The following is a 12,289-nucleotide window of genomic DNA, read 5'->3' as shown; positions in this document are numbered from 1 at the left end:
CACACTGCGCGGGTTGTGGATCGCTCAACCACTCGCGACGCGACGTGCCCCCGGTGCGACTCGAACGCACACTGCGCGGGTTTTGAATCCGCTCCCTCTGCCGATTGGGGTACGGGGGCGTACCGGCCGGCCCAGGGCGGCCGGTGAGGCGAGGAACAGCCTAACGGGCCGTCGCGGACGGTCAGGCATCGATAGGCTCCCGCGCGTGAGCAGCGAGCCGATCCGGGTCCTCATCGCCGAAGACGAGGCGCTCATCCGCCTCGACCTCAAGGAGATGCTCGAGGAGGAGGGGTACACCGTCGTGGCCGAGGCCGGCGACGGGCAGCAGGCCGTCGACCGGGCCACCGAGCTGCGGCCGGACCTGGTGATCCTGGACATCCAGATGCCGGTGCTCGACGGGCTCTCGGCCGCCGAGCAGATCGCCTCGGCGCGCATCGCCCCGGTCATCGTGCTGACCGCCTTCAGCCAGCGCGAGCTGGTCGAGCGGGCCCGCGACGCCGGCGCCATGGCCTACCTGGTCAAGCCGTTCTCCAAGAACGACCTGGTGCCGGCCATCGAGGTGGCCCGTGGCCGGTTCGCCGAGATGACCGCCCTCGACGGCGAGGTGCGCACGCTCGAGGAGCGCCTGGAGACCCGCAAGGTGGTCGAGCAGGCCAAGGGCAAGCTGATGGCCGACCAGGGGATGACCGAGGCCGAGGCATTCCGGTTCATCCAGCGGACGGCGATGAACGAGCGCACGTCGATGAAGGCGCTCGCCCAGCGCATCCTGCAGCCGCAGGCCGCCGCGGACCCGGCGACGGGCAGCTGACGCCTGTGGTGTGACCCCGGTCGCGCGTCCGACACGCTGTGTGACGAGCCGGGAGCCGGCAGGTCACGACCTGATCACGGTCGTGCCGACCCCTGCTCCACCTCCGGATCCGGCAGCTACCTTCCCCCCACTGACCGGTCGCCCGCCTGGGCGGGCCGGGTGCACGACCGACACCACAGTGGGAGTTGTTTGATGCGCACAGGCATCCTCGCGCGCAATGCCGCCGTTGCGGCCGCGGCCCTCCTCGTCCTGACCGCATGTGGCGGCGGTGGCGAGGAAGGCGGCGGCGGTGGCGACGCGGCCGGTGAGACCGGCGGCGGCGGCGAGCGACAGGTCAACGTCTACGGGACCGACGGCAACATGGGCAACGCGCTGGGTGAGTCCTTCACCGCGCAGGGCTCGCTGGCCGGCATGAAGGGCACGACACCGCTCACCGAGCTCGGCGGGGACTTCACCGACCGGCTGCGCGAGATCGACCCGAACCTGCAGGACTACAACTACGCCGGTGAGACCTACGACGCGGTGATCGTCACGGCGCTCGCCGCACAGGCGGCCGGCACCAACGACGCGAACGTCTTCAAGGAGTTCATCAACGGGATGACCGTGGGCGGTGAGGCCTGCACCGACTTCGCGGCCTGCCTGGAGATCATCAACAACGGCGGGAACGTCGACTACGACGGCATCTCCGGCCCGCTGAGCTTCACCGACGCCGGTGAGCCCGCGGAGGCGAGCTTCGGCATCCTGCAGTTCGGCGAGGACAACCAGCTCGACGAGGGCGCCACCGACTACGTCCTCGCCGGCGACAGCGCCAACGCCACCAGCGACGAGGGCCCGGCGTACGCCGCCGCCGGCACCACCGGCGAGCCGCTGGTGATCGGGACCCTGCTGCCGCTGACCGGGAACCTCGCGTTCCTCGGCCCGCCCGAGGTCGCCGGCGCCCGCCTGGCGGTCAACGACATCAACGCCGCCGGCGGCGTGCTGGGCCAGCCGGTCCAGCTGATCGAGGGTGACTCCGGTGATGCCTCGACCGACACCGCCACCCAGACGGTCGACCGCCTGCTGCAGGGTGGCGTCAACGCCATCATCGGTGCAGCGTCCTCGGGTGTCAGCCTGACCGTCATCGACCGGATCACCGGTTCCGGCGTCGTCCAGTTCTCGCCGGCGAACACCTCCGACCAGTTCACCGACTACAACGACAACGGGCTGTACTTCCGGACCGCCCCGCCGGACGTCCTGCAGGCCCGGGCGCTGTCCGACCTGATCATCAACGACGGCAACAACACCGTCGGGATCATGGCTCTCAACGACCCGTACGGCACCGGTCTGATGGAGAACACCCGCGAGAACCTGATCGCGGCGGGGCTGGCCGAGGACAGCATCCAGACGCTGACCTACGACCCGCAGGCGGCGAACTACGACGCCGAGATCCAGCAGATGGTGGACTTCGCCCCCGACGCCGTCGTGGTGATCGGCTTCGAGGAGTCCGCGCGCATCATCGAGAGCCTCAACTCGCAGGGCATCGGCCCGCAGCGCTGAGGTAGCTCCGTCCGCACGGGCAGCGGCCCGGCACCCCTCGCGGGTGCCGGGCCGTCGTCGTCCCCGGGGTCGGCGCTGCCGGTGCCGGCGTCCGGACGGCGGGCCGGTCCCGGTGGGCGGAGGGCCCCACGGACCAGCGCCACCGGCCGCGGTCGGGGCGTGCTCCCGGCTGGTCAGGACGCCGGCCCCGCGCGGGCAGCACCGGTGGTCCGGTCCCGGTCCGGGTGGGACCTCGGGTGGGCGACCCGGTGGCCGTCGCGCCCGAGCAGGGGTGACGGGGGAGTGGCCGCCGGCCGCAGACGTGCGACGAGCGGAGCCGGACGGCGGCTCCCCGGTCCGGATCCGGCCCGTCGCCACCGAGCACGACGGCGCCGGCCCCAGCAGGGGACCGGCGCCGTCGCGGTGAGGTGCTCAGTGCGCCTTGGCCAGCGTCCCCAGGTAGAGCTCGATGACCTTGGGGTCGTGCATCAGCGACTCGCCGGTGTCGGTGTAGGCGTTGCGGCCCTGGTCGAGGACGTAGCCGCGGTCGCAGATCTGCAGGCACCGGCGGGCGTTCTGCTCGACCATGATGATCGAGACGCCGGTGGCGTTGATCCGCCGGCAGCGGATGAACACCTCGTCCTGGTAGGCGGGGGAGAGGCCGGCCGACGGCTCGTCGAGCAGCAGGACGGACGGCTCCATCATCAGCGCCCGGCCCATGGCCACCATCTGCCGCTCACCACCGGACAGCGACCCGGCCTTGATCTTGCGACGCTCCCCGAGCATGGGGAACAGGTCGGCCACGTAGTCGAAGCGCTCGCGGAAGACCTTGGGCCGCAGGTAGGCGCCCATCTGCATGTTCTCCTCGATGGTGAGGGAGGGGAACACGTTGTTGTTCTGCGGCACGTAGCCGACACCGAGGGAGACCAGCCGGTGGGCCGGCGCGGACGTGATGTCCTCGCCGCGGAGGCTGACCGTGCCGGAGCGCACCGGGATGAGCCCGAACAGGGTCTTGAGCAGCGTGGACTTGCCGGCGCCGTTGGGGCCGATGATGCCGACCAGCTCGCCGTCCTGCAGGTAGAAGTCGCACCCGTTGAGGATGTTGACGCCGGGCACGTACCCGGCGACCAGCTCGTCGGCCCGCACCAGCGCGCCCTCGGCGAGCCGCGCGTGCTCCTCGGGGGTGGCGGCTCGCTCGGCCCGGGACAGCTCCCCGGCGATCGCCCGCTGGTCGGGGGTGCCGCCGTCGGAGTGCCCGACCTGGAACATCGGGTCCTGCATGGCCGGGTCGTCCATCGTGCTCATCGGTCCTCCTCGCGTCGGGTCTCGGAGCCGATGACGTCGCCCTCGGCGTTCTCCTCACGGGCGATGGCCGCCTCGGCCTCGGCGAGGACGCGGTCCTCCTCCTCGACGGTGAGCGGGGCGTCGTGGTGGGCGCCGAGGTAGGCGTCGACGACCGCCTGGTTCTGGCTGATCGACTCCGGCGGGCCCTCCGCGATGACCTTGCCGGCGGCCATGACCACGACCCAGTCGCTGATGTCCCGGACGACGTCCATGTCGTGCTCGACGAAGACGACCGTCATGCCCTGCTCGCGCAGGTCCTTGACGTGCCCGAGCAGGCTCTGGGTGAGGGCCGGGTTCACGCCGGCCATCGGCTCGTCGAGCATGACGACCTTCGGGTCGCTCATGAGCGCGCGGGCCATCTCCAGCAGCTTGCGCTGGCCGCCGGAGAGCGTGCCGGCGAAGTCGTCCTTCTTCCGGTCCAGCTTGAACCGGGTGAGCAGCTCCATCGCCTTCTCGGTGTTGGCCGGCTCCTGTGACCGCCAGGTGCCGGGCACCAGGGCACGCAGGAAGCTCTCGCCCTTCTGCCCCTGGGCGCCGAGCAGCATGTTCTGCAGCACGGTGAGCCGGGACAGCGCCTTGGTCAGCTGGAAGGTGCGGACCACACCCAGCCGGGCCACCTGGTGCGGTGCCAGCTTGCCCAGCGGGCGGCCGTCGAACGACCACGTGCCGGTGTTGGGCTGGTCGAAGCCCGTGAGCAGGTTGAACAGCGTGGTCTTGCCGGCGCCGTTGGGCCCGATCAGGCCGGTGATGCCGCCGCGCTGCACCTCGAGGTGGTCCACCGACACCGCGGTGAGGCCGCCGAAGGTGCGGGTGACCCCGTCGACGACGATGGTCGGGTCGGGCTTGGCCACCCCGACCTCCCACGGGAGTTCCTTGAGCGCCGCCTGGGCCACCCGGCGGGGCGCGTCACCCGTCCGCCAGGCGTGCTCCGGGGCGGAGGCGCCCGGGGTCGCGCCGGAGGAGGCGGTCGCGCCGTGCGAGGCCGGCTGGCCGGGGGTGTGGTCAGCGGGCATCGAGCATCACCTCTCGTCGGTCACCGAAGATGCCCTGTGGTCGGAAGACCAGCAGCAGCATGAGTCCGAGCCCGATCAGCACGAACCGGAGCTGAGCCACGTCGGTCGCCGAGAGCAGGTCCTCGGGGATCACACCGTTGCCGATCAGCGTACGCAGGCCGGTGTCGGCGAACTGGATGATGAAGAACATCAGCATCGAGCCGACGACCGGACCGAGGACGCGGGCCGCGCCGCCGAGGATCAGCGCCGCGTAGGCCAGGAAGGTGTTGGCGTTCTGGTACTGGTCGGGGTTGGCCGACGCGGTGCCGAGGGCGTACACCATGCCGCCCAGGGCGCCGAGGACACCGCCGAGGACCAGTGCCTGCATCTTATACACGTAGACGTTCTTGCCGAGCGAACGCACGGCGTCCTCGTCCTCGCGGATGGACTTCACCACCCGGCCCCAGGGGCTGCGCACCAGCAGCCAGATGAGCAGGCAGGACAGGGCGACGAGGACCCACCCGATGACGGTCACCCACAGCTCGGCGCCGCTCCACTGGGTGCCGAGGATGCCGTAGCGGCGGGCGGTGTCCCACGGCGCCAGGGTCACGAAGTCGGCGTTGAAGCCGGACAGCCCGCGGGTGCCGTTGGTGACGGGCGTGGCCGACACCGAGCGGAACAGCAGCCGCAGCCCCTCGGCCGCCGCGATCGTCGCGATGGCCAGGTAGTCCGCGCGCAGCCGCAGGGTCGGCAGACCCAGCAGCAGCGCGAGGACGACGGCGGCGAGGATCCCGACGGCCACGCCCACCCAGAAGTTGAGGCCCCACTGGCTCACCGAGATGGCGATCCCGTAGCCACCGAGCATCGCGAAGGCGATCTGCCCGAAGTTCAGCAGCCCGGCGTAGCCGAACTGCACGTTGATGCCGATGGCCAGCAGCGCGAGGAAGACCGCCTGGAAGCCCAGGCCGGCCTTGAGCGCGACGGCCAGGGCGTCGACCAGCTCACCCATCGTTCAGCCCACTCTCACCCGGCTGCCGAGGATGCCCTGCGGCCGCACGATCAGGATGACGATCAGCAGGAGCAGCCCGCCGACGTACTTGACGTCGTTCGGGATGACCAGCGTCGACATCTGGACGAAGACACCCACCACGATGCTGCCCACGAGGGCGCCGTAGGCGGTGCCGAGACCACCGAGGGTGACCCCGGCGAACATCAGCAGCAGCAGCCGGAAGCCCATGTCCCACTGCACCTCGTCGGAGAGACCGAGCAGGACGCCGCCGAGGGCCGCGAGCGCGCCGCCCATCATCCACACCACCAGGATCACCCGGTTGACGTTGATGCCCGAGGATGCTGCGAGGTCGCGGTTGTCGGCGACCGCCCGCATGGCCTTGCCGATCTTGGTGCGCTGCAGCATGACCGCCACCAGCAGCAGGACGACCAGCGCGATGACGATCGACGACAGGTCGGCGTTCGTCATGGTGAACGCGCCGTAGTCGACCGCCCGCTGGCCCCGGTAGTCGGCGTAGGCCTCCGAGCCGCCGCCGAAGATGATCTGGTACAGGTAGCGCAGCAGCAGCGACAGGCCGATCGAGATGACCAGCGCGGCGACCAGACCGGTGCCGCGCCGGCGCAGCGGCCGCCAGATCGCCAGCTCGTTGAGCGCCCCGACGCCCGCGCCGATCACCATGGCGATCAGTGCGGCCGGGACCAGCGGTACGCCGCCCTGGACGTTGATGAACCACGCGGCGATCGCGCCGATGGTCACCAGCTCGCCGTGCGCGAAGTTGGTCAGCCCGGTCGTGCCGAAGATCAGCGAGAGGCCGACCGCCGCCATGGCGATGAGCAGGCCGAAGCGCAGGCCCTCGACGAGCAGCTGGACCCAGCGGACCGTGCCGCCGCCGGCTTCTCGGCTGCCGTCGCTGAGCGCGATGATCACGCCCTGGTTGCGGCCCGCGTCGACGGTGACCGTGCGCGTGTTCTCCCCGGTGAGCACCACGCCCTCGGGGAGGTCCTCGGCGTCGATGGTGACCGTGTACTGACCCGGACCGGGCAGCGGCACCGCCCACTGGCCGTTCTCGTCGGTCTCCGCGGTCTCCACCTCGGCGCCGTCGGCGGTGGTGACGACCACCTCCACGCCCTCGATCGGCCCGCTGGCGTTGGTCCGCAGGGTGCCCGACACCTGCTCGGTGCCCGCGGGCTCCTCGGTCTGCGCCGACGCGGCGCCGGGTGCCAGCGTCAGGGCGAGGCCGCCGAGGACGGTCAGCAGGAGCAGACGGAGCAGCATCCGGCCACCGGTTGCACGGGATCCCCGTCCCGACCGGTGCCGGGCAGGGGCGGGTCCCCTGGGTGCACCGCGTCCCGGTACACGGCCTGGCGCGTGCGTCACTCGACCTCCCTGGCTGTGTGCATGACGGGGGACGGTAACCCAGCGGTGTTGCGGTTCGACGTCCTCGCGCCCAGCTGTTACCTGTCCGCGACACGCCGCACGCGTCACGCCCGTCCCACGAGCGGCGCGCCGTCGTGATCACGAGGGTCGTCGGGTACACCCTCTGGCCACCGTCCAGGGAGGCCCCGTGTCAGTTCCCGGTTTCCGGTCCCGCGTCACGACGCGCGCTGCGCGTCCCGCCGACCTGCCCGCCGTCCTCACCCTGGTCCGCCAGCACCGCGCCGAGGCGCACGCCGAGGGGGTGCTGACCGGCCAGACCCCCGGCGCCGCGGCCGCCGCCGGTTTCCGCCGGCTGCTCGCCGACCCGGCGCACCGCGTGGTGCTCGCCGTGCTGCCCGGTCCGAACGCCCCGGACGGCGGTGCGGGCAGCGGGGAGGTGGCGGTGGGCCTGGCCGTGCTCGGCGTCGACCCGCTGTCGGTGGTCCTCGGCGTGCCGCAGGTGACTGTCGACAACCTCGTCGTCCACCGTGACCACCGCCGGTGCGGCGCCGGCGCGGCGCTGCTCGCGGCCGCCGTGGAGCACGCGTCCCAGGTGGGCGCCGCGCACGTCGTCGGGGCCGTCGGCGGGCACGAGGCCGAGCGGCAGCGGTTCTTCGCGCGGATGGGGTTCGCGCCGCTGACCACCCGGCGGATCGTGCCGAGGGAGACCCTCGCGCGGACGCTCGCCACCTGGCAGCGCGGCGGGGTGACCATCCCGGTGCCGCGCCGTCCGCCGGTGCGCCGCCGTCCGCCGGCCCGCCTGCTGCCGCTGTTCGACGCCGCGGAGGGGTGACGCGGCCCCGTCCAGAGGCTCGCCGCGAGCCTGCGAGCGATGAGGAGGACGGGGTCCTCTCTCAGGCCGCCAGCAGCATGCAGGTGAGGCGGGCGGTCGCGGTGACGCGGCCCTGCTCGTCGGTCACCTCGATGGTGAAGGTGGCCAGCGTCCGGCCGCGGCGGACCGGCGTGGCGACGGCGGTGACGACGCCCTCGGTGGCCGCCCGCAGGTAGCTGACGTTCAGCTCCACCCCGACGGCCTGCCGGCCCGGGCCGGCGCCCAGCGCCGCGGCCCAGGACCCGACGGTCTCGACCAGCGAGCAGGTGGCCCCTCCGTGCAGCAGCCCGAACGGCTGCTGGTTGCCCTCGACCGGCATCGTGGCGACCACGTGGTCGGGGTCGAAGTCGGTGATCCGGATGCCCAGCTTGTCGTCCAGCGGGCTCATCTGCCCGGCGTCGAGCCAGGCGGGGCGGTCCACGGTCACCCCGGCACCGTAGCCAGCGCCCGCGCGACGGCCCCGGTGCAGGGGCCCGTCGCGAGCTTGCGAGCGGTGGGGGGCACCGGGGTCCTCTTAGGATCGGCGGCGATGTCCGCTCCGGTTGCCACCTCAGCGCCCACCGCCCCCACCGACCCGGGGGCCCGCCCGCGGCTGCTGCTGCTCGACGGGCACTCGCTGGCCTACCGCGCCTTCTTCGCCCTGCCGGTCGAGAACTTCTCGACGACGACCGGGCAACCGACCAACGCGGTCTACGGCTTCACCTCGATGCTGATCAACGTGCTGCGCGACGAGCAGCCGACGCACGTGGCGGTCGCCTTCGACGTGGGGCGCAAGACCTTCCGCAGCGAGATCTACGCGGAGTACAAGGCCAACCGCAGCGAGAGCCCGACCGACTTCCGCGGCCAGGTCAGCCTCATCCAGGAGGTGCTGGCCGCGCTGCACATCCCGGTGATCACCGCCGAGGGCTACGAGGCCGACGACGTCATCGCCACCCTCACCGTGCAGGCCGTCGAGCAGGGCATGGACGTGCTCATCTGCACCGGCGACCGCGACGCGCTGCAGCTGGTCAACGAGCACGTCACCGTCCTCTACCCGCGCAAGGGCGTCTCCGACCTGACCCGGTTCACGCCCGAGGAGGTCGAGGCCAAGTACGGGTTGTCGCCCGCCCAGTACCCCGACTTCGCGGCGCTGCGCGGCGATCCCAGCGACAACCTGCCGAGCATCCCGAGCGTGGGGGAGAAGACCGCGGCCAAGTGGGTCCGCGAGTACGGCTCGCTCGACGCGCTCGTCGACCGGGTCGACACGGTGAAGGGCAAGGTCGGGGAGAAGCTGCGCGAGCACCTGTCCTCGGTGCTGCAGAACCGCCGGCTGACCGAGCTCGACCGCGCCGTGCCCCTCGAGCTCGGCCCGGACGACCTCGCCGTCCGCGCCTGGGACCGCAACGAGGTGCACACCCTCTTCGACAACCTCCAGTTCCGGGTGCTCCGCGACCGGCTGTTCGCCACGCTCACCAGCGCCGAGCCGGAGGCCGAGGGCGGCTTCGACGTCACCGAGGACGAGGTGCCGGCCGGCGGACTGGGAGCCTGGCTGGAGCAGCACGCGCGCACCAGCCGCACCGGCATCGTCTTCCGGGGGACCTGGGGGCGGGGCACCGGCGAGCTGACCGGCCTCGCGCTCGCCGCCGCCGACGACCACGCCACCTTCGTCGACCTGGGCCCCGGCCTCGACGTCGCCGACGAGCAGGCGCTGGCCGACTGGCTGGCCGACCCCGCCGCGCAGAAGGTCGTGCACGAGGTCAAGGGCCCGCTGCTGGCGATCTGGGCACGCGGCTGGGACCTCGCCGGCGTCGTCAGCGACACGGCGCTGGCCGCCTACCTGGCGCTGCCCGGCCAGCGGTCCTTCGACCTGGGCGACCTCGCCGTCCGGTACCTGCGCCGCGAGCTGAAGGACTCCGCCGCCGAGGACACCCAGCTGACCCTCGACGGGATGGGGCCGTCGGAGGAGGACCTCGCCCGCGAGGCCGCGCACGTCGACGTCCTCAAGGCCGTCGCGGTCAACGACCTCTCCGACGCGCTGGAGTCCGTGCTCGGGCAGCGCGGCGGCGACTCACTGCTCGGCCGGATCGAGCTGCCGCTCACCTTCGTGCTCGCCCGCATGGAGCAGCGGGGTATCGCCGCGGACCTGGACTTCCTGCGCGAGCTGCAGCGGGAGTTCGCCGACGGCGTGGCCGCCGCGGCCGCCGAGGCCTACGCGGTGATCGGCCGCGAGGTGAACCTCGGCTCGCCCAAGCAGCTGCAGGCGGTGCTGTTCGACGAGCTGGGCCTGCCCAAGACCAAGAAGATCAAGTCCGGCTACACGACCGACGCCGAGGCGCTGACCAACCTGCTGGCGCAGACCGGCCACCCGTTCCTCGAGCACCTGCTGCGGCACCGCGACGTCACCCGGCTGCGCACCGTCATCGACGGCCTCATCCCGATGGTCGACGACGCAGGGCGCGTCCACACCACGTACCAGCAGACGATCGCCGCCACCGGCCGGCTGTCCTCGATCGACCCGAACCTGCAGAACATCCCGATCCGCACCGCCGAGGGCCGGCGGATCCGGCAGGCGTTCGTCGTCGGGCAGGGCCACGAGTCGCTGATGACGGCGGACTACAGCCAGATCGAGATGCGGATCATGGCGCACCTCTCCGGCGACGAGGGGCTCATCGAGGCCTTCACGTCGGGGGAGGACCTGCACTCCTTCGTCGCCTCCCGGGCGTACGACATCCCGATCGAGGACGTCGACCCGGAGATGCGCCGCCGGATCAAGGCGATGAGCTACGGCCTGGCCTACGGGCTGTCGGCCTACGGGCTGGCCGGGCAGCTGCGCATCTCCGTCGAGGAGGCGCGCGAGCAGATGCACGCCTACTTCGAGCGCTTCGGCGGGATCCGGGAGTACCTCGACGGCGTGGTCGACGACGCCCGGCAGACCGGCTACACCGAGACGACGCTGGGCCGCCGCCGCTACCTGCCCGACCTCACCAGCGACAACGGGCAGCGGCGCCAGATGGCCGAGCGGATGGCGCTCAACGCCCCCATCCAGGGGTCGGCGGCCGACGTCATCAAGGTGGCCATGCTGCGGGTGGAGCAGGCCATCGCCGACGAGGGGCTGCGCTCGCGGATGCTGCTGCAGGTGCACGACGAGCTCGTGCTCGAGGTGGCGCCCGGGGAGCGGGAGGCGCTGGAGACCCTGGTGCGCCGCGAGATGGGCGGTGCCGCGCAGCTCTCGGTGCCGCTGGAGGTCTCGGTCGGCTTCGGCCGGACCTGGGACGAGGCCGCCCACTAGCAGGAGGACACCGTCGCGCGGAGACCCAGACCCTCTGGTCGAGGTCGAGGGTGGGGTTCAGGCGGGCTTGCCGCAGACGACGATCAGCGTGCCGGGGACGAGCGCCCCACGGGCGGGGGACCACTGCCCCCACTGCTGCGTGCGGCCCGGCGTCCACTCCGGCTCCAGCAGGTCGTCGAGGACCAGGCCCGCCCCGACGACGGCGCGCACCCAGTCGCCGACCGTGCGGTGGTGCTCGACGTAGACGGCCCGGCCGTCCTCGTCGGTCTCCACGTACGGCGTCCGGTCGAAGTAGGACGACACGACCCGCAGGTCCTCCGGGTCGGGGGAGTCGGGCAGCGGCCAGCGCATCGGGTGGTTGACCGAGGCGACGAACCGCCCGCCCGGACGCAGCACGCGGGCCACCTCCGCCAGCGCCGCCTCGACGTCGGCGACGAAGGGCAGCCCGCCGAACGCCGAGCAGGCCACGTCCACGCTCCCCGAGGCCAGCGGCAACGCCCCGACGTCGGCCTGCAGCAGCGGGACGTCGATGCCGGTCGCGCGGTTGAGCTCGGCGGCGCGGGCCAGCATCCCGCCGGAGAGGTCGAACGCCACGACGTCGGCCCCCTCGCGGCGCAGCCACCGGGAGCACGGCGCGGACCCGCAGCCGACCTCGAGCACCCGGCGGCCGGCGACCTCCCCGAGCAGGTGCGCCTCGGCCTCGCGCAGGCCCTCGGGGCACCACAGGAAGTCGACGTCCCCCAGGTCGCTGCCGTGCTCGGCGAGGTAGGCCGGCGCCGCGGCGTCCCACCAGCGCCGGTTGGCCCGGACCGACTCCGTCGAGCCCGCCGGCCGGCGGGCGACGCCGGCCGGCGCCGGGTAGCCGTCGTCGGCGAGGAACAGGTCGGGCGGGGGAGCGGCCGGGGTGTCCATGACACGCCGATCGTGACACGCCGGGGTGCCCGGAGCGGCGCTCCACCCAGGTGGACCGGCTGGTCCCCGGCTCCGTACCATGGAGGAGCGCCAGAGGTCTGTCAGTGCTGAACCCACCAGGGGATCGGCGCGCGCCGGCTCTCCCCGCTCCCCGCGGTCACCCGGCCGCGGGTCGTCCTGTCCCTACGCACCC

The 12,289-nt window shown here is 72.5% G+C and carries 10 protein-coding genes and 1 tRNA gene; 4 read left to right on the top strand and 7 right to left on the bottom strand.

What is annotated here, in order from left to right; genetic code table 11:
- Positions 1-45: 45 nt before the first annotated feature.
- Positions 46-119 (bottom strand) — tRNA-Leu (locus BMW27_RS05435).
- An 86-nt stretch (positions 120-205) separates the two neighbouring features.
- Between BMW27_RS05435 and BMW27_RS05430 the strand changes: the two genes are divergently transcribed.
- Positions 206-808: an ANTAR domain-containing response regulator gene (locus BMW27_RS05430; protein WP_091440367.1), complete on the top strand. Its 603-nt coding sequence runs from the start codon at positions 206-208 to the stop codon at positions 806-808.
- A 192-nt stretch (positions 809-1,000) separates the two neighbouring features.
- Positions 1,001-2,344: an ABC transporter substrate-binding protein gene (locus BMW27_RS05425; RefSeq protein ID WP_091440364.1), complete on the top strand. Its 1,344-nt coding sequence runs from the start codon at positions 1,001-1,003 to the stop codon at positions 2,342-2,344.
- Positions 2,345-2,755: 411 nt separating this feature from the next.
- Here the strand turns inward: BMW27_RS05425 and BMW27_RS05420 are convergent, their stop codons facing one another.
- From BMW27_RS05420 to BMW27_RS05405, 4 genes are read right to left on the bottom strand one after another with little or no spacing between them, the layout of a single operon-like run.
- On the bottom strand, positions 2,756-3,628 hold the full coding sequence (locus tag BMW27_RS05420) for an ABC transporter ATP-binding protein (protein ID WP_217638046.1): 873 nt from the start codon (positions 3,626-3,628) through the stop codon (positions 2,756-2,758).
- Positions 3,625-4,680 (bottom strand): ABC transporter ATP-binding protein, encoded by a 1,056-nt coding sequence (locus tag BMW27_RS05415; protein ID WP_091440361.1) that lies wholly within the window; start codon positions 4,678-4,680, stop codon positions 3,625-3,627. Before BMW27_RS05415 ends, BMW27_RS05420 begins: the two co-directional genes overlap by 4 nt.
- Positions 4,670-5,668, bottom strand: a complete 999-nt coding sequence (locus BMW27_RS05410) for a branched-chain amino acid ABC transporter permease (protein ID WP_091440357.1) — start codon at positions 5,666-5,668, stop codon at positions 4,670-4,672. Before BMW27_RS05410 ends, BMW27_RS05415 begins: the two co-directional genes overlap by 11 nt.
- Positions 5,669-5,671: 3 nt before the next feature.
- On the bottom strand, positions 5,672-6,943 hold the full coding sequence (locus BMW27_RS05405) for a branched-chain amino acid ABC transporter permease (RefSeq protein ID WP_091440354.1): 1,272 nt from the start codon (positions 6,941-6,943) through the stop codon (positions 5,672-5,674).
- Positions 6,944-7,232: 289 nt separating this feature from the next.
- On the opposite strand from BMW27_RS05405, the gene BMW27_RS05400 reads away from it, so the two are divergent.
- Complete coding sequence (locus BMW27_RS05400) at positions 7,233-7,877, top strand: GNAT family N-acetyltransferase (RefSeq protein ID WP_175486376.1); 645 nt, start codon at positions 7,233-7,235, stop codon at positions 7,875-7,877.
- Between the two features lie 61 nt (positions 7,878-7,938).
- Here BMW27_RS05400 and BMW27_RS05395 read toward each other — a convergent pair whose 3' ends face one another.
- Entirely contained in the window at positions 7,939-8,343 is a 405-nt protein-coding gene (locus BMW27_RS05395) for a PaaI family thioesterase (protein WP_091440348.1), read from the bottom strand.
- 102 nt (positions 8,344-8,445) lie between these two features.
- Here BMW27_RS05395 and polA point away from each other — a divergent pair, with 102 nt between their 5' ends.
- Positions 8,446-11,184, top strand: a complete 2,739-nt coding sequence (gene polA, locus BMW27_RS05390) for a DNA polymerase I (RefSeq protein ID WP_091440345.1) — start codon at positions 8,446-8,448, stop codon at positions 11,182-11,184.
- 57 nt (positions 11,185-11,241) lie between these two features.
- Here polA and BMW27_RS05385 read toward each other — a convergent pair whose 3' ends face one another.
- A complete protein-coding gene (locus BMW27_RS05385) occupies positions 11,242-12,096 on the bottom strand; it encodes a class I SAM-dependent methyltransferase (protein WP_091440342.1) in 855 nt (284 codons plus the stop codon).
- Positions 12,097-12,289 lie beyond the last annotated feature (193 nt).

Source organism: Geodermatophilus poikilotrophus (assembly GCF_900111455.1).
Classification (GTDB): Bacteria; Actinomycetota; Actinomycetes; order Mycobacteriales; family Geodermatophilaceae; genus Geodermatophilus; species Geodermatophilus poikilotrophus.
The sequence above is the reverse complement of the archived record's forward strand: the minus strand, read 5'-3'. Positions and strand labels throughout refer to the sequence as shown.